Origin of the sequence: Nocardia stercoris (assembly GCF_003696265.1) — a bacterium.
Lineage (GTDB): Bacteria > Actinomycetota > Actinomycetes > Mycobacteriales > Mycobacteriaceae > Nocardia > Nocardia stercoris.
The window spans coordinates 345,875-372,167 of record NZ_RFFH01000005.1; the positions used below are offsets into that span (position 1 = coordinate 345,875).

Genomic DNA, 26,293 nt, shown 5'->3' on the forward strand with positions numbered 1-26,293 from the left:
CGGGCAGCGGGGCGGCCGACACACCGGCCCGGTCCGGCGAATACCGGACCGATCCCGGAATCAGGTCGTGTCGTAGCGCCGGGAGGTGAAGACCCGGGTGCCGTGCGGGGTGTCGAACGCGGTGGTGGTGGAGGCGCCGACGATGATCAGCGTCCGCATGTCGACGACCGCGGGATCGAATTCGCCGAGCGTGGTGACCCGCACCGATTCGGCTGGGCCGCCGACGTCGCGGCCCAGCACGACCGGCGTCTCGGCGGCGCGGTGTTCGAGCAGCAGTTCCCGCAGTGCACCCACCTGCCAGGTGCGCTGCGACGACGCCGGGTTGTAGATCGCGATCGCCATGTCCGCCGCCGCTACGGCGGTGATCCGCCGGGCCACGACATCCCAGGGCTTGAGCCGGTCCGACAGTGAGATCATGGCGAAGTCGTGGCCCAGCGGCGCCCCGACCCGGCTCGCGACCGCGCCCGCCGCGGTCATGCCCGGCAGCACCCGTACCGGGACGTGCCGCCACCGCGGGTCGGCGGATTCCTCGACCACAGCAGCCGCCATGGCGAATACGCCCGGGTCGCCGGAGGAGACCACGACCACCCGGCGCCCGCGCGACGCGAGATCCAGAGCCATTGCGGCGCGCTCGGATTCGACCCGGTTGTCCGAGGCGTGCCGCTGCTGGCCCGGCCGGACCGCCACCCGGTTCAGGTAGGTGGTGTAGCCGACCAGATCGGTGGCCTCGGTCAACGCCCGCGTGACCTCGGGCGTCGTCCATTCGGGCGACCCGGGACCCAGGCCGACGACCGCGACCTCACCCGGAACGGCCGAATCTGCTTCTCCTGGAACAGGTTCGGTCGTCGGCACGATCTGCGTGGCGTCGGCGGCGGAATCAGCCGCCGATGCCGGCGTGGTCAACCGGATCGGCGTGGTCGGCGTGGGCCCGGGAACCAGCACGATCGAGAAGTACGGCACGTCGGCGTCGTCGACGTCGGCGGCGCGCAGAACCCGCTGCCGGCCGCTCGAGGCGCGCTCCACATAGTAGGCGTCGGCGAGCCGTCCCGACTTCGAGAGGGCTTGCCGCACACCGGGATAGGTGCGGCCCAGCTTCATGATCGCGGCGGCGTCGGTTCCGGCGAGCCGCTCGGCGAGATCGGCGGGATCCATGGTGCCGGGCAGTACGCTCAGCACCTGCTCGCCCTCCACCAGCGGGGTGCCCAGGGCGGCCGACGCGGCGCTCACCGAGGTGATGCCGGGGACGATCTCGGCCTCGAACCGGTCCGCGAGCCGGCGGTGCATGTGCATGTACGAGCTGTAGAACAGCGGATCGCCCGCCGCGAGCAGCGCCACCGTGCGCCCGGCGGCCAGATGGACGGCCAGCCGCGCGGCGGCCTGCTCGTAGAACTCGTCGATGGCACCCTGGTAGCCGCCCGCGTGGTCGGTGGTCTCGGTGGTGACCGGGTAGACCAGATGTTCCTCGAGCTGGCCGGGCCGCATGTACGGCGCGGCGATCGCCCGCGAGATGCTGCGGCCGTGGCGCGCGCTGTGGAAGGCGATCACGTCGGCGGCACCGATCAGCCGGGCCGCCTTTACCGTCACCAGTTCCGGGTCGCCCGGGCCGAGCCCGATACCCCAGAGTTTGCCGGTGCTCGCCGCGCTCATCGTGTCTCCCTCGCGAACCATCGGGTCCGCTGCTGCCGAGCCGCTCATTCGATCTCGCTCGCGATCGCGTTGAGGGCGGCGGCGGTGATCGCGCTGCCGCCGCGGCGGCCGTGCACGGTGAGGTATTCGACCGTACCGTCCTGTGCCAGATCCGCTTTGGACTCGGCGGCGCCGATGAAGCCCACCGGGATGCCGATCACCGCGGCCGGGCGCGGTGCACCGGCGGCGAGCAGGTTCAGCAGATGGAACAGCGCGGTCGGCGCATTGCCGATCGCGACCACCGCGCCGTCCAGCCGGTCGGCCCAGAGTTCCAGTGCCGCAGCGGATCTGGTGTTGCCGATGCTCTCGGCCAGGGCGGGGACGCGGGGATCGCCCAGCAGGCACAGCACCTCGTTGCCCGCCGGTAGCCGCTTGCGCGTGACGCCCGCGGCGACCATGTTCGCATCACATAGGATCGGCGCACCCGCGCGCAGCGCAGCACGGGCCGCGGCCACCACACCCACGCTGTGGTCCACATCGGCGGCCAAGTCGACCTGCCCGCACGCGTGGATCATTCGCACCACGACCTGCGCGACATCGGCGGGGAAGCGGGCGAGATCGGCCTCGGCGCGAATGGTCGCGAACGAACGCCGATAGATCTCGGCGCCGTCGGTGACATAGCTGGTGCGGGACGCGGACATGTCCTACACAGTAAGGCGGGCCTTCGCGCCGGTGGCGGTCAGGTGCGGGCCCGCTCCAGCAGCCGCGACATGACGATGTTGCTGCGGGTGCGCCCTACTCGCGCGTTCTCCCGGATGCGTTCCACCGTCGATTCGATCTCGGCCATATCGGTGGCCATCACGTGCACCAGCGCGTCCGCCTCGCCGGCGATCGTCCACACCCCGACCACCTGCGGGATCGGCAGCAGACTGCGGCGCAGTTCGGCGGGGGTGATGTTGTCGCGGTAGTAGACCTCGACGTATGCCTCGGTCCGCCATCCGAGCGCCGCCGGATTGACCTGAGCGGTGAAGCCGGTGATGTGGCCGGCGGCCAGCATCTTGTCCACCCGGCGTTTGACCGCGGGCGCCGACAACCCGACGATCGCGCCGATGTCCTGGAAGGATGCCCGTGCGTTGCTGAGTAGGTGAGCGAGGATGTCCCGGTCGATGTCGTCCACGGTCGCCTCCGAGGCCGATACGCAATGATTCGCTGGTCCGCGCGCGAATCACGCAACGAATAGCTGTTCCCCGCGCAACACTACGCCGTCTACCGTCTGTGGCAGCTGATTCGCTCCTATCGACAGGAGACCGCCGTGACCACCGTCAGTCTCGACGCCGCCGCGGCGGCCACCCGGCAGTCCACCCGCCGCCACTACCTGATGTGCCGCCCGGACCATTTCGAGGTCAGTTACGCCATCAACCCGTGGATGGACACCGCGACCCCGGTGGACCGGGATCTGGCGCTCGCCCAATGGGACACACTGCGGGCCACCTTCGAGCGCAGCGGCCACGCCGTCGACGTCATCGACGGCATCGCGGGTCTGCCGGACATGGTCTTCGCCGCCAACGGCGGCCTGGTGATCGGCCACCGCGCGGTATCGGCCCGGTTCGCCAACCGGGAGCGGGCCGCCGAGGGTCCCGCCTATCACCGCTGGTTCGCCGCCCAGGGCCTGGACGTGGTCGCCGCCACCGAGGTCAACGAGGGCGAGGGCGATTTCGCCGTGGTGGGCTCGCGGATCCTGGCCGGCACCGGATTCCGGACCGCCCGGGCCGCGCACCGCGAGGTCGCCGACCGCTTCGGCCGCCCGGTGATCTCGCTGCGGCTGGTCGATCCCCGCTACTACCACCTGGACACCGCGCTGATGTCGCTCGGCGACACCATCGCCTACTATCCGCCCGCGTTCACCCCGCACAGCGCGGCCCTGCTGGCCCGCCTCTACCCGGACGCGATCGTGGCCACCGATGCCGACGCGGCGGTGTTCGGGCTCAACGGCGTCTGCGACGGCCGCCGGGTGTTCCTCACCGACCGCGCCACGGGCCTGGCGCAGCGGCTGCACGACGCCGGATTCGAGCCGGTCGGCATCGACCTGTCGGAACTGCTGAAAGCGGGCGGCAGCGTGAAATGCTGCACGCTGGAACGGCACCGCTGAATCAGAACGGCATCTTGAACCGCCACGGACTGCGGTTCGGGTCGTGCAGCGGATTCGCGACGATCATGTAGCGGAACAGCATGACCGCCCCGGTCAGCTGGACCACGGCGAGCGGAACCTCGGCCAGCAGCGCGGTCAGCAGCGAGACGGTGAGATCCTCGCCGGGCTGGGCGAACACGACATCGAACCAGGCGTCGACCAGCAGCAGCACCCCGGTGCCGAAGGCGGGCAGCATCACCAGCTGCCGGCGCCGCCAGCCGAGATACGCGGTGGCCGCCATCATCAGCACCAGCAGGCAGTCGAAGGCGATCCAGGCCAGCGGCCAGTTGTTGGCCTGGTAGTCGTCGGGCAGGGTGAGACCCAGGTAGGTGATCCACGGGATCATGGCGATCGCGCCACCGACCATCAGCACCATGCGGATCCGGCGGTTGATCAGTACGACTCGGGGGTGCGGATACTGGTGTTCGAGGGTGGCTTCGATCCGCCGCACCAGATCTCGGCGTTGTGGCTCGGTCAGCGCCAGGAGTTGCGCTTGCGACAGCCCGACGATCATCTCGTCGTCGAGGTAGGGCTCGGCCATCGGGATGGAGTCGTCGTCCGGGAGTACGTCGCCGGCCGCCGGGGAGTTACCCGGAGCCGTCGAGCCGTTCGGGTGCTGCCGCCCGGAGAGGTCGTGCTCGGCGCCGCGCTGCATAACCCCATGGTGCCCGAATCGATGCGGTTCGCCCAGCACCGGCGGTGCGCGTTCACCGTGGGCGCAGCGGCTCAGTCGCCGGGTGTGATCGTGTACCCGTCCGGCCCGGCGGTGACCTCGGTGACCGGCCCGGCGGGCCGCCCGCACCGACGGTCGCAGCCCGACCAGTGCTGGCGGCCCGCGACCTCCAGTTCGCCGGCGTCGAGGTCGGTGCCGACGGTGGTTTCCGCGCCCGCGGGCAGTACCCGTCCGGTGGTGACGGCGGCGGCCACGTCGGCGCGGACGTCGGTGTGCGATTTGGCGCAGCCGGGGCGGCCGGCGCAGGCGGTGACCCGCAGCCATGGGGAGGTCGCGTCGAAGATCAGGCCGAGCGGCGCGAGCACGCCCGCCACGGTTTCGGCGATGTCCTCGTCGAGGTCGGTGATCACCAGGCTGCGCCAGGGCGTCACCAGCAGTGGGCGGCCGGTGGCGGCGACGAATTCGGCCGTGCGCGCCGGCAGCGTGGCCAGCGGCACCCCGGCGCCGAGGCTGACCAAGCCGTTGTCCTGGTCCAACCAGCCGATCGGGATGTCATGGCGCACACCGAGTTCCAGCGTCTCCTCGCCCGGGGTGTGCGGCAGTGCCGCGGTGATCCGGGCGACCCCGTCGGGCAGTTCGCGCACCCGCCAGAAGTGGCCGCGCAGATCCTGGAAGACGTGGGCGGCGGCGAGCACGGTGGGTACCGCGTCGGCGCCGGGCAGCCGGATGCCGGAGTCGAGGCCGCCGAGCAGCAGCGCGTATTCGTCCGCGGCGGTGGCGTGCAGGCCGATATCGCCGCCGAGGCCGCTGACGTCGCCGCGCCCGTCGTCGAGGGTGAACAGCACCCGGCCGGGCAGTTCGGCCAGCGCCGGGGCGTCCTGCAGCCCGGCGTCGAGCAGTGGCACCAGGGTGTGGACGTCGCTCCAGCCGCCGACGCGGCCCGACATGGGGGACGCCAGGATGTTGCGGACCCGTTCGTGGGTGGTGCTGGGCAGCAGCCCGGCCGCGGTGAGGCGCTGCGAGAGTTCGGTCGCGTCGTGCAGTTGCCGCAGCTGGATGTTGCCGCGCGAGGTGAGCTCCAGGGCGCCGTTGCCGAGATCGCGGGCCGCTTCGGCGAGAACCTGCAGCTGCTCCGGGGTCAGCCGGCCGCCGGGCAGCCGGACCCGGGCGAGCGGCCCGTCGGCGGCTTCGTGCAGCCGCAGCACGCCGGGGCAGGAATCGGGAGCGGAGCGGGTCATGGGTAAGAGCCTACGAGGGCCGTCAGATGTTCTGCAGGTGGTGGCGGAGCAGCACCGCGAGCTGGGAGCGGGCGTCGTCGAAGGGGTGGGCCGATTTCAGCGCCCGGCTCTGCACGATGGCGCCCTCGATCGCGGAGAGCATGAGTCCGGAGACGGCGCAGGCGACGGGTCCTGCCATGCCGGCGGCGACCAGGCCGTCGGCCAGACGCGCGGTCCATTCGGCGAAGGCCTGGCCGGCGGCGGCCTGCACGGTAGGATCGAGTTCGTCGAGCGCGGCCGCCATCATGAACGATCCTGCGCGGAAGTCGCTGTCCACCAAGGGGCCTCGCCAGAATCCGATCAGGTCGTCGACCCAGCGTTCGGCAGAGGGCGCGTCGGTGAGAGCATCGGCCATGCGGCTGACGTGGGAGTAGACCAATCGGGCCACGATCCGGGTCGCGGATTCGACGAGTTCTTCCTTGCCGGCGGGGAAGTGCTGGTACAGGGAGTTGCGGGAGGCGTTGCTGCGCTTGAGAACCTCGTTGAGTCCGGCGGCATGAACGCCGTGTTCCTGCACCGTGGCGATCGTGCTCGCGATGAGGCGTGAGCGCGGTCCGGCGGTCATGGCATGTCCTTCCACCCTTGCTTGAACCGATCGGTCCATGTTACACAGATCACGGTCGTGAACCGATCGGTTCAATCGAGAGAGGGTCATATGTCCGCCTTGATCGCCACTTCCACGCCGGTAGCCCACGCAGCGGCCCTGGGCCTGGGCGCATACCGCCCACGGCGGGTAGTCCCCAACGCCGAGATCGTCGCCGATATCGACTCCTCCGACGAGTGGATCCGCACCCGCTCGGGCATCGAAGCCCGCCATTGGGCCGACCCCGACGAAACCATCGTCGGCATGGCCACCGCCGCCGCGGCTCGCGCGCTGAAGGCCGCCGGGATCGCCGCCGACGAGGTCGACGCCGTGATTCTGGCCACCTCGTCGCAGATGGTGCTCGGACCCTCCGCCGGAGCCGTGGTCGCCAGCGAGCTCGGCATGACCGACACCGCGGCCTTCGACATCTCCGCCGGCTGCGCCGGCTTCTGCTACGCGCTCGCCAACGGCGCGAACCTGGTGCGCTCCGGGCAATCGAAGTACGTGCTGGTCATCGGCGTGGAACGGCTGTCGGACCTGCTGGACAAACACGACCGCACGACGGCGTTCATCTTCGCCGACGGCGCCGGCGCGGTCGTGGTGGGGCCGTCCGAGGTCGAGGGCATCGGGCCGGTCGCGTGGGGTTCGGACGGCACCCGGACCGACGCGATCAAGCAGGACAAGGACTTCGCCAGCTACTTCGCCGAGGTCGCGGCCGCCGAGGCCAGCGGCGGGCACGCCGAACGGCCCTACATCCGGATGAACGGCACAGCTGTATTCCGTTGGGCGGTAACCAATCTGGAGCGGGCTTGCCGCGACGCGCTGGATCGCGCCGGGGTGAGCGTCGACCAGCTCGACGCCTTCGTGCCGCACCAGGCCAACAGCCGCATCACCGACGCGCTGGTCCGGGTGCTGGACCTGCCGCCGTCGGTCGCGGTGGCCGGGGACATCGCCACGACGGGCAACACCAGCGCCGCGTCGATTCCGATGGCCATGGAACAACTGCTCGCCTCCGGCGGCGCCGAGCCCGGTGACACCGCGCTGCTCCTCGGCTTCGGCGCGGGGCTGGCCTACGCGGGCCAGGTCGTGACGCTGCCGCCGATCATGTCGTAACCGGGGTCAGCGCGACCTGCGGCGGCGGCGCGCCGCGGTGGTCTGGTCCCAGCTGTCGGCCAGCAAGTTCGGGGTGGCGTGGTGCTGGGTGTGGTCCCGGTGCACGGTGGTCGAGACCAGCGTGACACCGGTGATCAACGCCGCGGCGCAGATGCCGCCCGCGAGCAGCGCGAACCCGGTGTGCCCGGTTCCGGCCGCGGTGAGCGCCATCGGCAGCGTGGCGAAGGTGATCAGCACGGCCACGTAGCCGACCCACGCGACCGCCCGATTGCGTCGAACCCAGAGTGGCATCGTGGGCACGGTGATCACCTCCGGACTACGCGCCGGGGGCTGGCGAAGCCGCAGCAATGAACAGGGAAACTATTCCGGACCAGGTGGCAAAGCGATTTCTCCCGGCCCATCCTGGTGAGTTGGACATGGATCGAGCGTACGCCTGGCAACCTTGACTAGTCACCGTCCGCCCACTGGCCCGACCTGCCTCGCCGGACCGGATCGACACAGGATCTCCACAATCGGCGCGGCTGATCTCCACATCGGCCCCATAGGGTCGATGCCATGGCGGACAGCGTGCAGCGTGCCGGGCGGCGGATCCTGGTGGTGGAGGACGAGCCCACGATTGCCGAATCGGTGGCCACCCGACTGCGTGCCGAGGGGTTCGTCGTGAACCTCTCCCACGACGGACCCGCCGCGGTAGCCGCCGCGGAGCGGTTCGAGCCGGATCTGGTGGTGCTCGACGTGATGCTGCCCGGTTTCGACGGTCTGGAGGTGTGCCGGCGGATCCAGGGGACCCGCCCGGTGCCGGTACTCATGCTCACCGCACGCACCGACGAGACGGATGTGCTGGTCGGCCTCGGGGTCGGCGCGGACGACTACCTCACCAAGCCGTTCTCCATGCGCGTGCTCACCGCCCGGGTACACGCACTGCTAAGGCGGATCGAGCGCACCGCCGATCCGGGCGCGACGATCGTCGTGGGCGATCTGCGGATCGATGTCGACCAGCGGCGGGTGTGGCGCGCTGACCTCGAAACCCAGCTGACCCCACTGGAATTCGACCTACTGGTTCGGCTGGCGCGCCGACCTCGTACGGTGTTGGCCCGCGAACGCCTGCTCAGTGAGGTGTGGGGGTGGACGGACGCGTCGGGTACCCGCGCCGTCGACTCACACGTGAAGGCGTTGCGCCGCAAGCTCGGCGCGGACCTGATTCGCACCGTGCACGGCGTCGGGTACGCACTGGAGGGACGATGAGCTCCCGATGGTCCGGCGCGGCGGCCCGGCTGTCCGCGTGGTTACCTCGCCCGCTGGACCGGATACGGATGATCAAATTTAAATTGGCCATCCTGATGGTGGCTTCGGGCGCGATCGCTTTCGGCTATTTCGCCTGGTGTATCGGCTGGCTGCCACAACGGACCACCCTCTACGCCACGGTGCTCGCCCTGGTGACCTCGCAGTTCCTGGCCCATGGCATGACCCGGCCGCTACGGGAGATGACCACCGCGGCGCAACGGATGGCCAAGGGTGACTATTCCCATCGCGTTCGAGCCACCTCCCGCGACGAGGTCGGTCAGCTGGCCGCGGCGTTCAACCAGATGGCCGCCGACCTTGCCGCCGCCGAGCAGCAGCGCCGCGACTTCATCGCCAACGTCTCGCACGAATTGCGCACTCCCGTCACAGCATTGGGCGCGGTGCTGGAGAACCTGGTCGACGGTTTCGCGGAACCCGATCCGGCCACCCTACGCACCGCCCTGGCCCAGACCGAACGGCTCAGTCTGCTGGTCACCGAACTGCTTGCGCTGTCCAGCGTCGAAGCGGGCGCGGTCCGCCTGCAGCTGGAAAGCACTGCGCTGCAACCTCTGTTGCACGACGTCATCGCCGAAGCCGAAGTCCTGGCCGCCGCCGTCGACCGTCCGGTCCGCTTCACCACCGACCTGGCCGCCCCGGATCTGACCGTGCGAGCCGACCGCGCCCGCCTGCATCAGGTCCTGCTCAATCTGCTGGACAACGCGACCCGGCACGGTCCCGCGAACGGACAGGTCCACATCGAAGCCCGTACCCGGACCGGGCAGGTTGTGATCGAGGTCCAAGACGAGGGCCCCGGCATCCCGGTCGCCGATCGGGCCCGGGTCTTCGAACGTTTCACCCATGGTCGCACCGACAGCGGCGGTACGGGTCTCGGCCTGGCCATCGCTCGCTGGATCGTGGAACTGCACGGCGGCACCATTGCCGTCGCCGACCCGGGCTCCCGCATCCGCGTAAGCCTCCCCGCCGGCTGAGCCGGCACATTCACGACCCATTCGCGACGCCCTCGAGCTCGGTGTGCCGCCGGGCCGATCTCGCACACCCTACGGAGGTTCCATGCCCGACGAAATACCCCCGACGGCTCCCGAAGATCCGGCCCCCGAGCCCGGCCGGGCCCGGCGAAAACGACCACCGGTGAATACCGTTGCGCGAATGACCGCTCGTCTGCGGCCCGGCTCCGCTGAGCCGGCCGGCGGTGCACAGCAGCCGGATGCCGCTGCCGCGACAGCGGCTTCGGTTCCGGTGACGCCGTCGACCGCGGCGGCGACGGCCGAATGGGCTCGCCCCGGTGCCCCGGTCGTCATACCCGAATCCTTCACCGCGAGTGCGCATTCCGGTATTCATGTGGCGCCGGCACCGCAGCACCCCACCGGGCCGGAGTCGGCCTGGCGACTTTCCTCGAGACCGTATGCCCCGATCCCCGGTGGCGGTGTCCCACCGCACCCGCACCCTCCCTATCCGACAATGCCGACGCCGCAGCGTGTCCCACGTCGGTCGGAGTCGGTTCCGATGCCGCGTGGCGCGCTGACGGCCGTACTCCTGGCCGGACTCGGCGCGGTGCTGTTCGTGCCACTGGATCGCCCGGGGATCGGCTGGCTGCTCGCCGGATCGGCGATCGCGGGCGCGGTGTTCCTCGTCGACGGCCGGGCGCGCCGCGCGACACCGCAGGACGTCGAATCATCCGGTACGGCAGTCGATTCGGCTGACCGTGCACTGCGCCGGCTGGCACCGGCATGGTGGATCACGATCGCGCTGTGCCTGCTGGGTGTGGGCGCGTTCCGGGCGGCGGAGTGGTTGTTCGTGCTCTGTCTGCTGGGGGCCGGGGCTGCCGGGTCGCTGGCGGTGGTGCGGCGATCGGTCCACGGACTGATCTTCGACCTGATCGCGGTGCCGGTGTCGGCGCTGCGGTCGGTGCCGTGGCTGGGTCGCGGGTTGCGGCGCGTGCGGGAGCGGCGCGTGTCCTCGACGCAGCGGGTGGGCTGGTCGGTGGTGGCGGCAGTCGCGGTTCTCGCGATCTTCGTACCGCTGCTGGCCGGCGCCGATGCGGTGTTCGCCCGGCTGGTGCACAGTGTCACGCCGCGATTCGATGCCGCGGCCCCGGTGCGGTGGGTCTTCGTATTCACCGTGGCGGCATTGCTCGCGGCCGGTGCGCTGTATCTGCTGGCGGGACCGCCGCGGGCGGCGGGGGAGACGGATTCTGTTGCGGGGCTGCTGGTTCAGCGGCGGTGGTCGCGGCTGGAGTGGGGTCTGCCGCTGGGGACCTTGACCACAGTGTTCATGGTCTTCGTGGCGACGCAATTGGCGGCGCTGTTCGGCGGCAGCGACTATGTGCAGCGCACGGCGGAACTGACCTACGCGGAATACGCGCGCAGCGGGTTCTGGCAGTTGTCGGCGGTCAGCCTGCTGGCCCTCGGTGTGATCTCGGCCGTACAGGCATGGGCCGCACAGGAATCGACGTGGGATCGGCTGTGGCTGCGGATCGGGGTCGCGGCGGTGGGTGTGTTGACGCTGGTGATCGTGGCCTCCGCTCTGCACCGCATGTGGACCTACCAGCAGGCGTACGGATTCACGGTGTTGCGGTTGCTGGTCGAGGTGTTCGAACTGTGGATCGGGCTGGTGTACCTGCTCGTGCTGGCCGCGCTGGTGCGGCTGCGCCGGACCTGGGTGCCGCGGGCCGCGGTGGGTGCGGCGGCGACGACCCTGTTGGGCCTGGCACTGGTGAATCCCGAACGCCTTGTCGCCGACCGCAATATCGACCGCTGGCTGTCCGGCACGACCGTCGAACTCGGTACCGGTTCCAGCGCCCGCGTGATCGAACAGAACCTCGATATCGACTATCTGAGCACGTTGTCGCCGGATGCCCTGCCGGCTGTCGACCGACTGCCCGAGCCGCAGCGCAGCACGATCGCCGCCGCGATCCGGGCCGGTCTCGGCGACGAGGACGGCTGGCAGGATTGGAACCGATCGCGGTCGGCCGCCGCTGTGCGGGGCGATCGCGGGTGAATCGCTGCCGCCGGGAGTAGTGGCCGATGTGAAACCTGCGCCAGCAGCGCGCCGGGGTCGATCGGCGGCGTGGTGGCGCCGGTGACCGGGGTCAGCGTGACGGTGGAGTCGGCGAGCGCCGGTGCGACGGTGCCGGAGTCGGCGCGGCCGGTGTGTCGCCTGGTGGCAGCCACGGCGGAGCCAGGTGCGGGGAGGGCGCGGCCCAGTCATGGTCGTGAGCGGTCCGTTCGGCGACCGCGAGGAATTTCGCGACCGGCTCGGTGAGCGGTTCGTCGCGCCACGCGACACTCCACGGGTAGTAGGGCTGGATCTCCAGCGGCCGGTGCACAGGAATCCCGGCTGCCGCGTATCGCGTTGCGTAGCTGTCGAATTCGAGAAGGTAAGCGGGCCCGGCGGCTCGCTGCAGGGCGGCCAGGCAATGACCGAAGGTGCCGGGATTGCCCAGCCAGCGCAGCGGCAGGCCGGTGTCGTGCTCGAAGGCGGTCAGATAGTGGCCGTGCGCGTTGTAGAGCCCGGATTCCGGTCCGTCAGCGAAGACTTCCAGCGGACGGGAGTGCAGTGACGCCTGCGGGCGGGGCGGATCGGCCGGACGTCCGACCAGCTGCAGGGGCTCCAATCGGAGCAGGCGGGAACGCCACCCGGCAGGATGCTCCGCGATCATGGCCGGTGTGATCCGGAGGATCGCGACGTCGAGCCGGTCGTCCAGCAGTGCCTCCAGTTGCCGGATGCTGTCGAGCGCCCGCTCGACGATCCGGATCCCCGGATACGAGGTCGCGAAGTTGTCGGCGACGGTTCGGCTGGTCTGCAACTCGAAGATGTGCGCGATGCGGACCGAATCGGGCGCGTCGGGGCGATGGCCGATCCGGGCGGCAAGCGACAGCATCTCGCGGGCATCCGCCAGAACGTTCTTCCCCCGCGGCGTCAGCGTGACATGGCGGCTGTCGCGTTCGAGGAGCGGGCCGCCCAACTGATCCTCGAGCTTGCGGATCTGTTTGGACAAGGCCGGCTGGGTGATGAACAGCTTCGCCGCGGCCCGGCCGAAGTGCAGTTCCTCGGCGAGAGTCACGAAGTAACGCAGTTGCCGCAGATCGAGGTCCATGCCTGCCTGTTCCTGCGGTCCGGGGCGGTCCGCAACCAAGTCACCTGCAAGTATGCCCGCCCGGTTATCAATCGGTGCGCGATACGACTTGGACGCGCGCCGGGGCACGGTGGTGAAGTGGATCCGGGCGCGAAAGGGGACCGACATGGCGCAGGATCCGACACCGGTGGTGTTCATTCACGGGCTGTGGCTGCACGCCACCAGCTGGGGGCCGTGGCTCGACCGTTTCCGGGCCGCCGGGTACGCTCCGATCGCCCCCGGTTGGCCCAACGAGCCCGACACCGTCGCCGAGGCACGCGCCCATCCCGAGGCGGTCGCCGACATCGGAATCGACGACGCTGCAGACCATTTCGCCGCGATCATCGCTACCCTGCCGGAACCGCCGATCATCGTCGGCCATTCCTTCGGCGGCCTGCTCGCCGAGAAACTGATGGGTCGCGATCTCGGTGTCGCGGGTGTGGCGATCGATCCGGCCCAGATCAAGGGTGTGCTCCCGTTGCCGCTGGCGCAGTTGCGCGCCGGCCTGCCGGCCCTGGGCAACCCGGCGAACCTGCATCGGGCGGTATCGCTCACCAAACAGGAATTCCGCTTCGGCTTCGGCAACGCGGTCAGCGAACAGGAGTCCGACGAGCTGTTCGACACCTGGACCGTGCCCTCACCCGCACGCCCGCTGTTCCAGGCCGCGGCGGCGAACTTCGTCCTGCACTCCCAGGCGGCGGTCGACACCGACAACTCCGAACGTGGCCCGCTGCTACTGATTTCGGGCCTGGAAGACCACACCGTCCCGGATGTGGTGACCCGCTCGACGTTGAAGCAGTACCGCGATTCCACCGCGGTCACCGAACTGCGGCAGTTCGAAGGCCGCGGCCACTCGCTCACTATCGACAGCGGCTGGAAGGAGGTCGCGGACGCGGTTCTGGACTGGCTGGCGGACAAGGGATTCTGACCCCGACGAGGAGCGCGGCTGTGGATCTGGGACTCACCGACACGCTCGCGGTGGTAACCGGCGCGAGCCGGGGTATCGGCCTGGCCATCACCCGCACCCTCGCCGACGAGGGCGCGATCGTCGTCGCCGCTGCCCGCCACGCCGGTGCCGACCTCGCCGAGCTGGCCGGCACCGGGCGCGTCCATCCGGTCGAGGTGGACCTGTCCACCTCTACCGGCGCTGCCGAGCTGGCCTCCGCCGCAACGAAGTTCGGTACCGCGGCATTGCTGTTCAACAATGTCGGCGGCGTGACGGCCCGGCTGAACGGGTTCGCCGACATCAGTGACGAGGCATGGGTGGCGACCATGAACCTGGATCTGCTCGCCACGATCCGCGTGACCCGAGCCCTCCTGCCCGGCATGCTGGACGCGGGTGCCGGCAGCATCGTCACCATCAGCTCGGTCAACGCCAAACTGCCCGACCCCACCGTCATGGATTACAGCGCCGCCAAGGCCGCCCTCACCAACTTCAGCAAAGCCTTGTCGAAACAGGTGGGCGCGCAAGGTGTTCGGGTGAACACCATCAGCCCCGGCCCGGTCGCGACCGACCTGTGGCTGGGTGCGCAGGGTGTGGCCCGCACGATCGCCGCCACCGCGGGCGGTGATCCGGCGGACGTCGCCCGCACCGTGGCGGAGCGGACCGTGACCGGGCGGTTCACCCGTCCGCAGGAGGTCGCCGACCTCGCGGTATTCCTGTCCAGTTCGCGGGCGGAGAACATCACCGGTTCGGACGTCGTCATCGACGGCGGAATGATCACCACACTGTGACACCGCAGGGTGCCGATCTCGGTCGGCCGCCGACCACATCCCGAGGTGGAGGAGCACAGCATGCCCGAGCGCGAGACTCGACGAATGACGATCGGCGACTTTCTGATTCGCCGTCTGGCGGAGGTTTCGCGCAGGTCACCGCCGCACACGCCAGGCTTACGCCACGGAATGCGGCTGCCGAGATCGACCGGCTGATCTGCACGACGCCATGTCGGTGTCCAACGACACGTTGATCTTCGTGGAATCGATCATGGATCGCTTCGATTCCCCCGCCGCGATTGCGGCCAGCAGCAACCGGGGAGCCGAACTCGACTACGGACCGCGTGGTCCCCAACACGAAGAAGGCGCCCAACTCCGGCCCGCGTGATCGGGTGAGTGGCGCCGTTCAGGCCGACCCGACGCCGGCGGTCGCGGTGAGCGCCTTCAGGTTCCGATAGGTCTCGTCGACGACCGTCGCGAACTGGCGCGGCGCGTCCTCGTCGATCCAGTGGGCGAACGCCACGGCGAAGACGGTTACCGCGGTCTGCGCGGCCAGCCGCGCCGTGTCGGGGTCGACATCGCGGCGGGACAGTGTCGCGGCCAGCGATTCCGCGAGCATCGCGACCTTGAGGAGTTCGCGTTCCCGCAGCTCGGTGTTCGCGGCGATGACCTGGTTGCGCAGGCGCGGGCCCTCGGGTTCGTCGCCGAAGACCGCGCCGGCGCTCTTGACGGCCTCGACGGCAGCGTCGAGCGGCTCGACGTCCTCGGGCACCGCCTCCAGTGCCGCCACCAGCAGGCTGTCGAGCTTTTGCTGACCCCAGAACAGCACTTCGCGCTTGTCCGCGAAGTACCGGAAGAACGTGCGCTGGGTCACCCCGGCGTGGGCCGCGATCTGCGCAACCGTGGTCTGGTCGAAGCCGTATTCCGTGAACAGCTCGATCGCGGCCTTGATCAGCCGTCCTTGCGAGTCCGGCACCCAGCGTCCCATGGTCGGATTCTACGTGATGACACATGCTGACATCGCTGGTACGGTGATGTCACAAGCTGACATCATGAGGAGGACACCATGCGCGTATTCGTCACCGGGGCATCGGGCTGGATCGGCTCGGCACTCGTCACCGAACTGCTCACCCACGGCCACACCGTTGTCGGCCTCGCCCGCTCACCCCGATCCGCCGCCGTCCTGACCGACCTCGGGGCCGAGGTCGTCCGCGGCACCATCGACGACGTGGGCGTCGTGGCGGCCACTGCCGCCGCCAGTGACGGCGTCGCGCACCTGGCCTTCCAGCACGACATCGCGTTCACCGGCGGATTCGAGCAGGCCGCGACCGCGGATCGCGCTGTCGTCGACGCCGTCGGCGCCGCGCTGGCCGGCTCCGGCAAGCCGTTCACGATCGCCGCGGGTCTGCTCGGCCTCGCGCCCGGCAAGCGCGTCACCGAGCGCGACGGACACGAAACCGTCGTCGTCGAACCGGGCCACCCGGCCGCCGGTCCCGCGCTGCGCCGCGCGAATGCCGAAGCGGCACTTGCCCTGAGCGCACACGGCGTCCGCTCGTCGGTGGTACGCCTGTCGCCCACGGTGCACGGCCGGGGGGACCAGGGGTTCATGGCGACGATCGCCCGCATCGCCCGGGATGCCGGGTTCGCGGGATATCTCGGTGACGGCGCCAACCGCTGGCCCGCCATCCATCGTTCCGACGCGGCTCGCCTGTTCCGGCTCGCCCTGGAGGAAGCGCCGGCCGGCGCGACACTGCACGGGTGCGGCGAGGAAGGCGTGCCGATGCGGGCCGTCGCGGAGGCCATAGGCCGGCAGCTCGACGTGCCGGTGCGATCCGTCCCCCCAGCCGACGCCGCCGCGCACTTCAGCTGGATGGCGACGTTCATCGGCCTCGACGCCCCGGCGTCGAACACCGAGACGCGGAAGCTGCTGGGCTGGGAGCCGACCGGCCCCGGGCTGATCCAGGACCTGGACGCAGGATGCTACACCGACGCGGCATGAGAGCGTGGCGGTTTCGTCATCGGGGCCCGGCCGTGAAACTCTGAGCGCATGGCGACTCAAGCAACGGTGTTCGACGCAATCATCGTCGGAGCGGGACAAGCCGGCCCGCCGCTGGCCGGCCGGCTCGTCGAGGCCGGGCAGACCGTCGCCGTGGTGGAGCGCAAGCTGATCGGCGGTACCTGTGTGAACTCCGGCTGCATACCCACCAAGACGCTCGTGGCCAGCGCGCACGCCGCACACGTGGCCCGTCGCGGCGCCGACTACGGCATCAGCACCGGAGAAGTCGTGGTCGACATGGCAAAGGTGAAGGGCCGCAAGGACGATATCGTCACCGCCGACCGGAACGGTGTCGAGAACTGGCTCGAAGGCATGGACGGCTGCACCCTGCTGCGCGGGCACGCCCGATTCGTCGATCCGCACACGCTGCAGGTCGGTGACCGGCGGATCACCGCCGCACGGATATTCCTCAACGTCGGCGCCCGGGCCTCGACGCCCGACATCCCGGGATTGGCCGACGTCGACTATCTGACCAATGTCGGCATCCTCGAACTCGACTCGGTGCCCGAGCATCTGGTCGTCATCGGGGGCAGTTACATCGGGCTGGAGTTCGCCCAGATGTACCGCCGGTTCGGCGCCGAGATCACCGTGATCGAACGCGGTCCCCGCCTGGCACCCCGCGAGGACGACGACGTCAGCAGTGCGATCGAGGACATCCTGCGGCGCGAGGGGATATCGATTCACCTGGGCGCCGACGATATTCGCGTATCGCGGAACGGTGGCGACGTGGCGGTCACCACGCGTGCCGACGGGCCGGTGGTGACCGGATCACATCTTCTGGTCGCGGTCGGACGCGTGCCCAACACCGACGACCTGGGGCTGGACGCGGCCGGAGTGGCCACGGACGCACGGGGTTTCATCACCGTGGACGATCAACTCCGGACCACCGTCGAACACATCTGGGCGATGGGCGACTGCAACGGCAGGGGAGCGTTCACCCACACCTCGTACAACGACTTCGAGATCGTCGCGGCCAACCTGCTCGACGGTGAACCACGCCGGGTCACCGACCGCATTCCCACCTACGCGCTGTACATCGACCCGCCGCTGGGCCGCGCCGGCCTGACCGCGGCCCAGGTACGGGCATCCGGGCGAAAAGCGTTGGTGGGCAAGCGCCCCATGACCCGGGTCGGGCGTGCGGTCGAAAAGGGGGAGACCCAGGGCTTCATGAAGGTGGTGGTCGACGCCGAGACCCACCGGATTCTCGGCGCCGCGATCCTGGGCGTCGGGGGCGACGAAGTGGTGCACTGCCTCCTCGACCTGATGGCCGCCGAGGCGCCGTACACCACCATGACCCACACCGTGCACATCCATCCGACCGTCGCCGAACTGGTCCCCACCATGCTCGAGGAGCTCGAGCCACTGGAATAGGTTGCGTCACAGTGCGTCCCGGGTGGCCTCCGCCGCAGGCCGGCACGTCCTTCAGCCGTCGTAGGTCACCGCCGCGAACGTGTGCCGGGCGTTTCCACCGAGGGGCTGCCGGTCCGCGGCCGGTGACCACGGGAGCACCGTGCCGTAGCGAACCAGCTCGCCGTAATGGGCGGGATTCACCGGCTCGAGGGCCAGGTCGACGAGTGCGACCGCGGCCTGGGCGGGGGTGGGTGCGCCGGACACGTCCCACCACAGGGCCGAGGTGGGGGTGTTGATCATGCCGGGACAGGTGGCGGCGACGAGAATCCCTCGGGCCCGGTCGGTTTCGCGGCGTTGCGCGGCGAGGGCCCGCACCGCCGCGACCTGGCCGATCTTGGACGGGATATTGACGAAGCCGGGCCACGCCCCGGCACGGGCGCTGCCGTCGGCCACCGCGTCGACCCAGCGCGCGACCTCCCGGTCGACGTCGTCGAGCGAGGTCAGGACGTCGAACCGGTCGTGCAGGACCGGTGCGAGCTGATGTAGGGTGCCGAGCGAGCTAGCGACCACGATCAATCGGCCGCCGTCGCGCAGCACCGGCGCGAACGCCCGCAGCAGCCGGGTGGTGCCGAAGTTGTTGACCTCGGCGTACTCTCGCACGATCGCGCGCGGGTCGTCGTCGGGGCCCACCCGCATGACAGCGTTGCCGAACACGATGTCGACACCGCCGTGCCGCGCGACCAGCAGCTCCGAAAGGCGTTCGGCGCCCGCCGGATCGGCGACATCCAGCAGTTCCCCGCGCACCTGCGCGCCGCCCGCCGGTACCGTGGCCACCGCGGTGGTCACGCGGTCGAGATCGCGGCCGGTGAGATAGACGGTGTCGCCGGGATCCATCCGCTGGGCCAGCAATTCGACGAGCGCGAGACCCAGCCCCTGGGTGGCGCCGGTAACCAGTGCGACCCTGCTCATTTCGCCTCCTCGGTGATCATCTTTCGCGGCAGTTCCGGTGTGGGTATCAAGGTCACGCCTCGACGTTAGAAGCGGACCGGTCATGTCGAAAGCGACAGAAATTCATCTGTGGTATGCGTAAACGTCATGAGCTTCACCGCTGCCTCACTGACCGCACTGCGGGTGTTCCGGGAGGTGGCCGAGCGGGGCACCTTCACCGCGGCAGCCGCGGGGCTGGGCTACACCCAGTCCGCGGTGTCGCGGCAGATCGCGGCCCTGGAACGCGCGGCGGGGGTGCCGCTGCTGCAGCGCCGACACGACGGGGTCCGGCTGACCCCCGCCGGGCGGATCGTCGCCCGCCGCGCCGCGGTGGTCATCGACCAGATCGACGCCACGGCAAAGGAATTGGCCGGACTGCCCGACGAGCGGGCGACGGTGCGGCTGGGCTGGTTCGCCAGTGCCGGGGCCGGTCTGGTGCCGGCCGCGCTGGCCCGCCTGCGGCACACCCATCCCGGGATCACGGTGCTGGGCCGGGAGGCCGGCACGCCCGCGCTGGTCCGGGCGCTGCGCGCGGGCACCGTGGACCTCGCGGTAGTGGCCTCGGCGCCGCCGTATCGTCCGCTCGACGCCGAGACTCCCGCGCTGCAGGTACAGGTCCTGATCGAACGCAGCCTGCGCATCGCCGTCCCCGCTGAGCATCCGCTCGCGCGCGGCGACCACATCGACGCCGCCGACCTCCGCGGCCAGTCGTGGATCGCCGGGCCCCGCGGCGACGGCGGGATGGGTACCTGGCCGGGGCTCGACGAGCGGCCCACCGTCGTGCACACCGTCGGCGACTGGCTCGCGAAACTGCACCTCGTGGCTGCGGGCTGCGGAATCACCACTGTCCCAGCCGGTCTCGTGCCGGTCGCACCACCTGGGGTCCGGATCCTGCCCGTGCACGGTGGCCCGACCGAGCAACGCCGGACGCTGCTGGCCCGGATGCCCGGCCCGCTACCGGAGCCGGTCGCCCGCCTGGCCGAAACCCTGCGCGCCGTCGCGGTCGAGCCCGCCGGCCGCTCGGAGGGTTGAATTCGGCTGCCCACCAGGGCATTTAACACACGATTCGCGGGCTTCGGTTGATCGGCAACCGTCGAGGTCGCCCGGCGGGTGCCGTTCGGCCGCAAGTGGATTCGGTCAGAGCGCCCGCTTCAGCCCGACGTGGCTGTTCTCGTATCCGAGCCGCGCGTAGAAGGCATGTGCCCGTTCGCGGACTCGATCCGTGGTGACTTGCGCGAGTGTCGCACCTCGGTGCCTGCCGTGGTAATGCGCCCACTCGAGCATCGCGGTTCCGATGCCGCGCGAGCGTTCCGTGGCGGCGACCCGGACTCCCTCGATCTGGAGGCGGGTGGTGCCGCCGCGGGACAGCCCCGGAATGATGGTGAGCTGCATGGTGCCGACGATCCGGTCGGCCTCGTCCCGGACCACAGCCAGATAGTGTGCCGGATCCCTGGTCACGGCGTCGTACGCCTCCTCGTAGCGGGCAATGTCGAAACCCTCTCGGGCACGGCCGATCTCGTCGTCGGAGAGCAGCGCGACCAGGGCCGGCACGTCGGCCCGGCCCGCCCGCTGGACCCGATAGGTTCGGTCTCCGAGTCGGAGCAGACCACCGACCGATGCCCGGGCCCGTGCCCGCAGCCGGGCGATCAGCGTGTCCAGCCAGGTGCCGACGTGCCGCCGTGCCTCGGGAGTGTCCGGGTACCGGCAGCGCAGGTGCAGGCCCGCCTCGTCGAGGACGAACCAGAGCATCACGCCGTCGGTCCGGATCGTCGCGCCGACGTACTGCGCCTCCAGTCCGGTCGCGTCGACGCGCACCGGCAGCCGACGCAGGTCCAGCCACGAAATCGCGAACATCCCCGGCGCCTCGGGCATCCCGCCCCACGGGCGCAGAATGTCCGCCAAGGGCCACGACCCCATGCGGACAGCCTCTTTCACCGCGTCCGCGCTGGCACGGGGATCGGAGTCGGCTGACTCGAGCACCGAATTGGTGATGAACCAGCCCACGGAGTCGTGCCAGGTGGTGTCGTACCGGCTGTGCACCGGAAACACGGCCCGCAACGCGGTGCCGGCCAGCTCCTGGGTCACCTCGGTCATCGCCCCCACCACCAGAGCCAAGGTCGAGACGCCGTCCTCGCGGGCCTGTGCCGAGAACGCGGCGCTGTCGTCGACATCGAGGACATCGCGCACTTCCACGCGCTCCTCCTGCAATGTCGCCTCGCCCAGCGACAGCGGGAACCGTGGCATCACATTGCCGCTGCCCGCCAGCACCTCCGCCCAACGGCGGTGCACCTCGGCGGGCGCCGGCGGACGGTCCCGCAGCGCGCGAGTGTGCTCGGCGAAGGCGGGGGCGGGCGGCAGCGACGGCGAACGGCCCTGCTGCACCGCCGCGAGGGCAGCGAGCAAGTCACGCGCGATCACCAGCATCGACCACATGTCGACGTGGGAATGGTCGGCCGCGACCACGACGGTCGGCCCCACCGCCGTCTCGAGCACACACAGCCGGTGGGACGGACGAGCGTACGGCGAACAAGCACGGTCGAGTACAGCGCGCAGCGCGTCGTTGACGGCCTGCCCCGGGGCGATCACATGCTCGACCCAGGCACCGGCAAGGATTTCGACTTCGTGCAGCCGAGGTTCGCCGTCCTCGCCGGGCACGAAAATCGACCGCAACGTGCCGTGCCGCTCGATCACCGCCATCCAGGCGGCCGCGAGCTCGTCGAGCGGAACCGGGGCGGACAGCCTGAAGGACAACGCCATCCAGGATCCGGCCCGGTCACCGGCACCGACGTGTCGTCGCTGGTCGAAGGAGACGGGAAGCGACCGGCCCGCCCGACCCACAGTGACGTCGTAGCCCAACAGCCGGCCGAACGGCAGGCGGAGGTGCGCGACGTTGGTCAGTCGCATGGCGTTATCCTAGGCTCCTTCGCGAGCGATCGCCGTCTCACCAGCAGCCTGGAGCCACCCGTGCCGACCTTCCGCGTCCCCGGCGCCGACCTCGATGTGGAACTGAGCGACGAGGGTGGACACCCCGTCGTTCAACTCCACGGCCTCACTTCCAGTCGCCACCGCGACCGTCTGATGAGCCTCGATCTCGGCCGGGGACTCAGCGGAACCCGGCTGCTGCGCTACGACGCGCGCGGCCACGGACGCTCTACAGGCCGAAACGTCCCCGAGGACTATCGGTGGCCGGTCCTGGCCGATGATCTGCTGACGCTGCTCGACCATTGGTTCCCGGGCGAAAAGGTGCACGGTGTCGGTCCTTCGATGGGTACCGGGACACTGCTGCACGCGGCTGTCCGTGACCCCGGCCGTTTCGACGGCCTCACCCTGCTGGTGCCCGCCACCGCCTGGCACACCCGGGCGGCGAAAGCCGACATCTACCGCAAGAATGCCCGTTTGATCGAGGAACAGGGACTCGACGCCTTTCTCAGCGCCGATCTCGCCGCACCGCGCCCGCCGGCCACGGCCGGAACGCCGGAGACCGTCCCCGACGTCTCCGAGCATCTGCTGCCGGCACTGTTCCGCGGCGCGGCAATGAGCGACCTGCCCGCCCCCGAGGCGATCGCCGCGATCGACGTGCCGACCACGATCCTGGCCTGGATCGACGACCCCGGCCACCCGGTATCGACCGCCGAGACACTGGCCGACCTGATCCCCGAAGCCACCCTGGAAGTGGCGCGCACACCCGCCGACCTGGCCCGCTGGCCCAGCATCCTCTGCGCGGACGTAGCCCGACACATGGCCTGAATCGAGATCGCCGGACGGGGGCCGGGCGGTTCTGAGAGGGTGACCACATGAAGATCGGTGTCGCACTTCCGCAGATGGCTCCCGGGTACGGACCGGGTACGACGGTCGACTGGGCTCGGCGAATCGATGCGGGGCCGTTCTCGAGCGTTTCGGTGGGTGAGCGGGTGACGTTTTCGAATCCGGAGATGGTTGCGACGCTGGGCGCCTGCGCGGCGGTGACCGAGCGGGTGCAGGTCTTGGCGAACCTCTTTGTGCTGCCGCAGCATCCGGTGGCGATGGTCGCCCAGCAGATCGGCACGCTCGACCAACTCGCGAACGGCCGCCTCGAGGTAGCTGTCGGGGTCGGCGGTCGCGAGCACGACTACCGGGCTCTGGGCGCTGATTTCACCCGACGGCACCAGCAGCTCGATGACAAGGTCGCGGAGTTGAAAAGACTTCTCGACGGCGAGCCGCCGTTCGAGGGCGCGGACCCGGTCGGGCCGGCGTGCGTGCAGCCGGGTGGACCGATCATCCTCGCCGGTGCGATGGGTCCGAAGGCGATGCGCCGGGCGGCACGGTGGGCTGACGGCATCTCCGGCTTCAGCATCGCGGGCAACGCCGACGACATCGCCCAAGCGGGCGAGCTCGCCGACCGTTGCTGGACCGAGGCCGGTCGTGCGACGACCCCGCGCAAGGTGAGTGGCTGCTTCACCGCCTTGGGCGTCACCGACGCATCAGAAGCGTTGCGCTCCTTCACCGCTCGCTACCTCGGCTTCCTCGGCCCCGAGCTGGCCGAGCTGGTCGCCGCCTCGGCACGGGCATCGAGTCCCGAGGTGCTCGCCGACATTCTCGACGGCGCGGAGCAGGCCGGGTGCGACGAGTTCATCCTGGTCCCGGCCGTCACCGACCTGAACTTCCTCGAGGTGGCGACCGAGGTGGTGGCCGCACGGTCCTGACGCGGGTGGCCGAGCCGCTCAGATTCCGCGATCGATCATGTCCAATAGTTGGGTGGTGAGGTCGTCGAGCTGGCCGGTGTCCAGGAAGCGCAAGGGCCCTTCGACGACCAGGCACGCCAGGCCGTGCACGGTGGGCCAGGCGAGAAACTCTGCGCCGGCCCGCCTTTGCGGCGCGAGCAGATGTGCGTCCACCAGGCCGTCGAGTGCTTCGCCGAGCAGTGCGATCGCCGATCGCCCGGTGGGTCCGGCGGCGGCAGGCTCGGCGACTGCGGAGACATCCTGCTGGGTCGCGAAGGCCGTGCGGAACAGCCCGGGCTCGGTCCGGGCGAAGCGCAGGTAGCCCGCGCCCACGGCACGGAAACGCGCTCGCGCCACGGCGGCCGGATCCTCGAGGTCCGGCAGAGCGTCCTGCTCGGCGGTCATGGCGGCCGCCAGTCGCGCCAGGGCAACGCGAGCGACGGCCTGCACCAAGGCTTCTCGGTCCTTGAAGTGTGTGTAGGCCGCGTTGGGTGCAACACCCGCGCGGCGGGCCGCTTCACGTAACACGATCGCCTCGGGGCCGCCCCCTGCGCGGGCCATCGCCACTCCGGCGTCGATGAGGGCTTCCCGCAGCGCGCCGTGCCGATACGTACTGCGCTGCGCTGTTCTCGCGGGGGTGTCGCTCATGCCTGCTCCTGACCGCGGACGGATCGATGTTCCGGACGCCGTCCAGATCATATCTGGACGGCGTCCAGAAGTCGTGTATTGTCCTTCTGGACAGCGTCCAGATTCAAGAACTCACACACGTCCATCCGGAGTTGCGGTAGCCAGGTTCCCCTCCGGGAGCCTCCACGACGCCGTCGAGGGAGATGAAAGCCGTGCTGATCAGGGTGCGCATGTGAATCTCCGCGCGAATTCCCCAGTGCCGCTGTGACACTGTGCGGTATCGACCTCGTCGGGTATTTCGCGGCTGAGGCATCTACCTCACGATTACGTCTGATCACCGCTGCGGCCCGGAACTGGTGGCCGGATCGCCCCGCGAATCTGGTGACCTGTGTCCACGGCCTGCATTACGTCGGAGACAAACTCGCTCTGCTCGCGGCAATGCTCCGATGGCTGACTCCCGGCGGCAAGTTCGTTGCCAACTTCGACCCCCATTCGATCCGCCACGCCGACGGATCATCGGCCGCCCGTAGGGTTCTCGCCCGACTGCGCGCCGCCGGGCTGACCTACGACGCCCGTCGACACCTCCTCACCGCACACGGCCCGACAACGATCGAGTTCCGCGCCGAGTATCTCGGAGCGGACAACCGATCTGGACCCGGATACACCGGCCAGCCCGCCGTGACGTCCTACTACAACTGGTAATCGGCCAAGACGTTCCCGACAACGGTCGGATTGTCGTCATCTCCAGCGGTGCCGCCGTGGTGCCGCGCGCCACCGCAGGCATCTACGGAGCAACCGAGGCCGCCTGCGATCAGCTCGTGCGCGTGGCGGCCACCGAACTCGCAACACGCCGAATCACCGTCAACAGCGTCCGGCCCGGCCCCACCCGAACCGAAAAGGTGTCTGCCACTCTATGACCCGAGCAGGCTGCGGCTGTCATCGCCGGGATCCCGCTCGGCGAGCCCGCCGACATCGCCGACGTGGTCGCCTTCCTCGCCTCCGACGCAGGCCGCTGGATCACCAGGCAGGCCATCCACGCCGGTGGCGGTATGTTCTGACTTCTCCCGTTGACCGGGGAGGCTGAACCACCATGTGATGCGGGTGATTTCGAGCAATGTTTCCGTCCGCTCATCGACACCGCGCGACCGCCCTCTCGGGGGCCGCTCGAGCCCCGGTGCCATGTCGGTGGCGCCCGGGGCGCGGTTGCGGAAGGGTGAATCAGCCGAGGTCCGGGTGGCCGACCCACTCGACGATCGTCCAGCCCTTCTGCGGGCTGCCCTGGAGGGTGACGTGGCCGCCGTTGCGCATCGGATCGGTGCCGAGCTTGCTCTTGTCGGCGTTGCCGGCGTTCAGCATGGACCAGAACATGATGGTGCCACCGTGCGAGAAGATCACCGGGTGGGTGCAGCCGCGGCGCTGCACATCGAGCAGTGCTTGATCGACGCGGCCGTCGAATTCGTTGCCGTCGATGGAGCCCGGAATCCGTGCGTTCAGGTCGCCGGAGAGCCACTTGATCGGCGCCTGCAGGTACCCGGACATCGCCGCGGCCTCCGGGGTGCCCTCGTACTGGCCCGCCTCGATCTCCCGGAAACCGGGCTGGATGTCGAGGCTCAGGTGGTGCTCGGCGACCGTCGGTGCCGCAGTCTGCTGGGTACGCACCATGTTCGAGGCGAAGGCACAGTCGTAGTTCTTGTCGGCCAGCTGAACGGCCAGGTTGTCGGCCTGTGTCCGGCCGAGTGGGGACAGGTCCGGTCCGGGAACCGTGGTGTCGATCAGGCCGGAGACGTTACCTAGGGACTCGGCATGGCGGACCAGAGTGATGACCATATCGTCGGTGCTGCTGCCGAAGCTGCCCCCGGAACTTCCGAAGCCGAGATCGGCGGACGCGACACCGGTGGTCGCCGTTGTGGCCGCGACCGCGGTCGCCACCACCGCAACGGACAGTCGAAGAGATCGGATACGCATGGTGGGAACGCCTTTCATC

At 69.9% G+C, this 26,293-nt stretch carries 28 protein-coding genes and 1 pseudogene; 14 read left to right on the top strand and 15 right to left on the bottom strand.

The genetic code is table 11. The features are described 5' to 3' along the window. Positions 1 to 60 precede the first annotated feature (60 nt). From EBN03_RS15185 to EBN03_RS15195, 3 genes are read right to left on the bottom strand one after another with little or no spacing between them, the layout of a single operon-like run. Positions 61 to 1,647: a precorrin-2 C(20)-methyltransferase gene (locus tag EBN03_RS15185; RefSeq protein WP_122188762.1), complete on the bottom strand. Its 1,587-nt coding sequence runs from the start codon at positions 1,645 to 1,647 to the stop codon at positions 61 to 63. Between the two features lie 44 nt (positions 1,648 to 1,691). Then, positions 1,692 to 2,327, bottom strand: a complete 636-nt coding sequence (locus EBN03_RS15190; protein ID WP_122188661.1) for a precorrin-8X methylmutase — start codon at positions 2,325 to 2,327, stop codon at positions 1,692 to 1,694. 38 nt (positions 2,328 to 2,365) lie between these two features. Beyond that, positions 2,366 to 2,803 (bottom strand): Lrp/AsnC family transcriptional regulator, encoded by a 438-nt coding sequence (locus EBN03_RS15195; RefSeq protein ID WP_122188662.1) that lies wholly within the window; start codon positions 2,801 to 2,803, stop codon positions 2,366 to 2,368. A 135-nt stretch (positions 2,804 to 2,938) separates the two neighbouring features. On the opposite strand from EBN03_RS15195, the gene ddaH reads away from it, so the two are divergent. Further along, on the top strand, positions 2,939 to 3,775 hold the full coding sequence (ddaH, locus tag EBN03_RS15200; protein WP_233608400.1) for a dimethylargininase: 837 nt from the start codon (positions 2,939 to 2,941) through the stop codon (positions 3,773 to 3,775). 1 nt (position 3,776) lies between these two features. Here the strand turns inward: ddaH and EBN03_RS15205 are convergent, their stop codons facing one another. The 3 genes from EBN03_RS15205 to EBN03_RS15215 all read right to left on the bottom strand — a co-directional run bounded on the left by EBN03_RS15205 (position 3,777) and on the right by EBN03_RS15215 (position 6,329). Further along, on the bottom strand, positions 3,777 to 4,469 hold the full coding sequence (locus EBN03_RS15205) for a hypothetical protein (protein WP_122188663.1): 693 nt from the start codon (positions 4,467 to 4,469) through the stop codon (positions 3,777 to 3,779). A 71-nt stretch (positions 4,470 to 4,540) separates the two neighbouring features. Further along, positions 4,541 to 5,725, bottom strand: coding sequence for a precorrin-3B synthase (gene cobG, locus EBN03_RS15210; protein WP_122188664.1), 1,185 nt, complete (start codon positions 5,723 to 5,725; stop codon positions 4,541 to 4,543). Positions 5,726 to 5,747: 22 nt separating this feature from the next. Beyond that, the gene (locus EBN03_RS15215) at positions 5,748 to 6,329 is read right to left on the bottom strand and encodes a TetR/AcrR family transcriptional regulator (protein ID WP_122188665.1); all 582 of its coding nucleotides are present in this window, start codon (positions 6,327 to 6,329) and stop codon (positions 5,748 to 5,750) included. Between the two features lie 90 nt (positions 6,330 to 6,419). On the opposite strand from EBN03_RS15215, the gene EBN03_RS15220 reads away from it, so the two are divergent. Continuing rightward, positions 6,420 to 7,460, top strand: a complete 1,041-nt coding sequence (locus EBN03_RS15220; protein WP_122188666.1) for a beta-ketoacyl-ACP synthase III — start codon at positions 6,420 to 6,422, stop codon at positions 7,458 to 7,460. 6 nt (positions 7,461 to 7,466) lie between these two features. Here the strand turns inward: EBN03_RS15220 and EBN03_RS15225 are convergent, their stop codons facing one another. After that, entirely contained in the window at positions 7,467 to 7,760 is a 294-nt protein-coding gene (locus EBN03_RS15225; RefSeq protein WP_147471597.1) for a hypothetical protein, read from the bottom strand. Between the two features lie 255 nt (positions 7,761 to 8,015). Between EBN03_RS15225 and EBN03_RS15230 the strand changes: the two genes are divergently transcribed. The 3 genes from EBN03_RS15230 to EBN03_RS15240 all read left to right on the top strand — a co-directional run bounded on the left by EBN03_RS15230 (position 8,016) and on the right by EBN03_RS15240 (position 11,759). After that, positions 8,016 to 8,705 carry a response regulator transcription factor gene (locus EBN03_RS15230; RefSeq protein WP_122188668.1) on the top strand — a complete coding sequence of 230 codons (690 nt, stop codon included), beginning with the start codon at positions 8,016 to 8,018 and terminating at the stop codon, positions 8,703 to 8,705. After that, a complete protein-coding gene (locus EBN03_RS15235) occupies positions 8,702 to 9,730 on the top strand; it encodes a HAMP domain-containing sensor histidine kinase (RefSeq protein ID WP_122188669.1) in 1,029 nt (342 codons plus the stop codon). Before EBN03_RS15230 ends, EBN03_RS15235 begins: the two co-directional genes overlap by 4 nt. Positions 9,731 to 10,265: 535 nt before the next feature. Further along, positions 10,266 to 11,759: a DUF4153 domain-containing protein gene (locus EBN03_RS15240; protein WP_122188670.1), complete on the top strand. Its 1,494-nt coding sequence runs from the start codon at positions 10,266 to 10,268 to the stop codon at positions 11,757 to 11,759. Between the two features lie 91 nt (positions 11,760 to 11,850). Here EBN03_RS15240 and EBN03_RS15245 read toward each other — a convergent pair whose 3' ends face one another. Continuing rightward, entirely contained in the window at positions 11,851 to 12,858 is a 1,008-nt protein-coding gene (locus EBN03_RS15245; RefSeq protein ID WP_122188671.1) for a LysR family transcriptional regulator, read from the bottom strand. A gap of 145 nt (positions 12,859 to 13,003) precedes the next feature. Between EBN03_RS15245 and EBN03_RS15250 the strand changes: the two genes are divergently transcribed. Together EBN03_RS15250 and EBN03_RS15255 are read left to right on the top strand one after the other, a co-directional pair. Continuing rightward, entirely contained in the window at positions 13,004 to 13,804 is an 801-nt protein-coding gene (locus EBN03_RS15250) for an alpha/beta hydrolase (protein WP_122188764.1), read from the top strand. Positions 13,805 to 13,824: 20 nt separating this feature from the next. Beyond that, positions 13,825 to 14,610 carry an SDR family oxidoreductase gene (locus EBN03_RS15255; RefSeq protein WP_122188672.1) on the top strand — a complete coding sequence of 262 codons (786 nt, stop codon included), beginning with the start codon at positions 13,825 to 13,827 and terminating at the stop codon, positions 14,608 to 14,610. A gap of 385 nt (positions 14,611 to 14,995) precedes the next feature. Here the strand turns inward: EBN03_RS15255 and EBN03_RS15260 are convergent, their stop codons facing one another. Then, complete coding sequence (locus tag EBN03_RS15260) at positions 14,996 to 15,577, bottom strand: TetR family transcriptional regulator (protein WP_122188673.1); 582 nt, start codon at positions 15,575 to 15,577, stop codon at positions 14,996 to 14,998. Between the two features lie 78 nt (positions 15,578 to 15,655). Here EBN03_RS15260 and EBN03_RS15265 point away from each other — a divergent pair, with 78 nt between their 5' ends. Together EBN03_RS15265 and EBN03_RS15270 are read left to right on the top strand one after the other, a co-directional pair. Then, a complete protein-coding gene (locus EBN03_RS15265) occupies positions 15,656 to 16,588 on the top strand; it encodes an SDR family oxidoreductase (protein WP_122188674.1) in 933 nt (310 codons plus the stop codon). 48 nt (positions 16,589 to 16,636) lie between these two features. After that, positions 16,637 to 18,016 (top strand): FAD-containing oxidoreductase, encoded by a 1,380-nt coding sequence (locus tag EBN03_RS15270; protein WP_122188675.1) that lies wholly within the window; start codon positions 16,637 to 16,639, stop codon positions 18,014 to 18,016. 51 nt (positions 18,017 to 18,067) lie between these two features. On the opposite strand, the gene EBN03_RS15275 is transcribed toward EBN03_RS15270, so the two are convergent. Further along, positions 18,068 to 18,964: an SDR family NAD(P)-dependent oxidoreductase gene (locus tag EBN03_RS15275; protein WP_122188676.1), complete on the bottom strand. Its 897-nt coding sequence runs from the start codon at positions 18,962 to 18,964 to the stop codon at positions 18,068 to 18,070. Positions 18,965 to 19,090: 126 nt separating this feature from the next. Here EBN03_RS15275 and EBN03_RS15280 point away from each other — a divergent pair, with 126 nt between their 5' ends. Continuing rightward, positions 19,091 to 20,014 carry a LysR family transcriptional regulator gene (locus tag EBN03_RS15280; RefSeq protein WP_122188677.1) on the top strand — a complete coding sequence of 308 codons (924 nt, stop codon included), beginning with the start codon at positions 19,091 to 19,093 and terminating at the stop codon, positions 20,012 to 20,014. Positions 20,015 to 20,119: 105 nt separating this feature from the next. Here the strand turns inward: EBN03_RS15280 and EBN03_RS15285 are convergent, their stop codons facing one another. Further along, complete coding sequence (locus EBN03_RS15285) at positions 20,120 to 21,886, bottom strand: GNAT family N-acetyltransferase (protein ID WP_122188678.1); 1,767 nt, start codon at positions 21,884 to 21,886, stop codon at positions 20,120 to 20,122. A gap of 60 nt (positions 21,887 to 21,946) precedes the next feature. Here EBN03_RS15285 and EBN03_RS15290 point away from each other — a divergent pair, with 60 nt between their 5' ends. Then, the gene (locus EBN03_RS15290; protein ID WP_122188679.1) at positions 21,947 to 22,729 is read left to right on the top strand and encodes an alpha/beta fold hydrolase; all 783 of its coding nucleotides are present in this window, start codon (positions 21,947 to 21,949) and stop codon (positions 22,727 to 22,729) included. Between the two features lie 47 nt (positions 22,730 to 22,776). Further along, positions 22,777 to 23,664, top strand: a complete 888-nt coding sequence (locus EBN03_RS15295) for an LLM class flavin-dependent oxidoreductase (protein WP_122188680.1) — start codon at positions 22,777 to 22,779, stop codon at positions 23,662 to 23,664. 18 nt (positions 23,665 to 23,682) lie between these two features. Here the strand turns inward: EBN03_RS15295 and EBN03_RS15300 are convergent, their stop codons facing one another. Together EBN03_RS15300 and EBN03_RS35070 are read right to left on the bottom strand one after the other, a co-directional pair. Beyond that, positions 23,683 to 24,330 (bottom strand): TetR/AcrR family transcriptional regulator, encoded by a 648-nt coding sequence (locus tag EBN03_RS15300; RefSeq protein WP_122188681.1) that lies wholly within the window; start codon positions 24,328 to 24,330, stop codon positions 23,683 to 23,685. 118 nt (positions 24,331 to 24,448) lie between these two features. Next, positions 24,449 to 24,541: pseudogene (locus EBN03_RS35070) on the bottom strand (dihydrofolate reductase family protein); the annotation flags it as partial. A 32-nt stretch (positions 24,542 to 24,573) separates the two neighbouring features. Between EBN03_RS35070 and EBN03_RS15310 the strand changes: the two are divergent. Together EBN03_RS15310 and EBN03_RS35985 are read left to right on the top strand one after the other, a co-directional pair. Further along, a complete protein-coding gene (locus tag EBN03_RS15310; RefSeq protein ID WP_122188682.1) occupies positions 24,574 to 25,011 on the top strand; it encodes a class I SAM-dependent methyltransferase in 438 nt (145 codons plus the stop codon). 29 nt (positions 25,012 to 25,040) lie between these two features. Next, positions 25,041 to 25,226, top strand: a complete 186-nt coding sequence (locus tag EBN03_RS35985) for an SDR family NAD(P)-dependent oxidoreductase (protein WP_456093815.1) — start codon at positions 25,041 to 25,043, stop codon at positions 25,224 to 25,226. Here the strand turns inward: EBN03_RS35985 and EBN03_RS35990 are convergent. After that, a complete protein-coding gene (locus EBN03_RS35990; RefSeq protein WP_456093813.1) occupies positions 25,221 to 25,424 on the bottom strand; it encodes a hypothetical protein in 204 nt (67 codons plus the stop codon). The two genes, EBN03_RS35985 and EBN03_RS35990, sit on opposite strands and share 6 nt — an antisense overlap. Positions 25,425 to 25,527: 103 nt before the next feature. Then, positions 25,528 to 26,274 (bottom strand): histidine phosphatase family protein, encoded by a 747-nt coding sequence (locus EBN03_RS15320; protein WP_233608401.1) that lies wholly within the window; start codon positions 26,272 to 26,274, stop codon positions 25,528 to 25,530. Positions 26,275 to 26,293: the final 19 nt, after the last annotated feature.

Bases quoted from the DNA above. Each gene is read 5' to 3' on its own strand.
- EBN03_RS15185 (WP_122188762.1), bottom strand. From the start codon at position 1,647: ATGAGCGCGGCGAGCACCGGCAAACTCTGGGGTATCGGGCTCGGCCCG.
- EBN03_RS15190 (WP_122188661.1), bottom strand. From the start codon at position 2,327: ATGTCCGCGTCCCGCACCAGCTATGTCACCGACGGCGCCGAGATCTAT.
- EBN03_RS15205 (WP_122188663.1), bottom strand. From the start codon at position 4,469: ATGCAGCGCGGCGCCGAGCACGACCTCTCCGGGCGGCAGCACCCGAAC.
- cobG (WP_122188664.1), bottom strand. From the start codon at position 5,725: ATGACCCGCTCCGCTCCCGATTCCTGCCCCGGCGTGCTGCGGCTGCAC.
- EBN03_RS15215 (WP_122188665.1), bottom strand. From the start codon at position 6,329: ATGACCGCCGGACCGCGCTCACGCCTCATCGCGAGCACGATCGCCACG.
- EBN03_RS15220 (WP_122188666.1), top strand. From the start codon at position 6,420: ATGTCCGCCTTGATCGCCACTTCCACGCCGGTAGCCCACGCAGCGGCC.
- EBN03_RS15230 (WP_122188668.1), top strand. From the start codon at position 8,016: ATGGCGGACAGCGTGCAGCGTGCCGGGCGGCGGATCCTGGTGGTGGAG.
- EBN03_RS15235 (WP_122188669.1), top strand. From the start codon at position 8,702: ATGAGCTCCCGATGGTCCGGCGCGGCGGCCCGGCTGTCCGCGTGGTTA.
- EBN03_RS15240 (WP_122188670.1), top strand. From the start codon at position 10,266: ATGCCGCGTGGCGCGCTGACGGCCGTACTCCTGGCCGGACTCGGCGCG.
- EBN03_RS15245 (WP_122188671.1), bottom strand. From the start codon at position 12,858: ATGGACCTCGATCTGCGGCAACTGCGTTACTTCGTGACTCTCGCCGAG.
- EBN03_RS15250 (WP_122188764.1), top strand. From the start codon at position 13,004: ATGGCGCAGGATCCGACACCGGTGGTGTTCATTCACGGGCTGTGGCTG.
- EBN03_RS15260 (WP_122188673.1), bottom strand. From the start codon at position 15,577: ATGGGACGCTGGGTGCCGGACTCGCAAGGACGGCTGATCAAGGCCGCG.
- EBN03_RS15265 (WP_122188674.1), top strand. From the start codon at position 15,656: ATGCGCGTATTCGTCACCGGGGCATCGGGCTGGATCGGCTCGGCACTC.
- EBN03_RS15270 (WP_122188675.1), top strand. From the start codon at position 16,637: ATGGCGACTCAAGCAACGGTGTTCGACGCAATCATCGTCGGAGCGGGA.
- EBN03_RS15275 (WP_122188676.1), bottom strand. From the start codon at position 18,964: ATGAGCAGGGTCGCACTGGTTACCGGCGCCACCCAGGGGCTGGGTCTC.
- EBN03_RS15280 (WP_122188677.1), top strand. From the start codon at position 19,091: ATGAGCTTCACCGCTGCCTCACTGACCGCACTGCGGGTGTTCCGGGAG.
- EBN03_RS15285 (WP_122188678.1), bottom strand. From the start codon at position 21,886: ATGCGACTGACCAACGTCGCGCACCTCCGCCTGCCGTTCGGCCGGCTG.
- EBN03_RS15295 (WP_122188680.1), top strand. From the start codon at position 22,777: ATGAAGATCGGTGTCGCACTTCCGCAGATGGCTCCCGGGTACGGACCG.
- EBN03_RS15300 (WP_122188681.1), bottom strand. From the start codon at position 24,330: ATGAGCGACACCCCCGCGAGAACAGCGCAGCGCAGTACGTATCGGCAC.
- EBN03_RS15320 (WP_233608401.1), bottom strand. From the start codon at position 26,274: ATGCGTATCCGATCTCTTCGACTGTCCGTTGCGGTGGTGGCGACCGCG.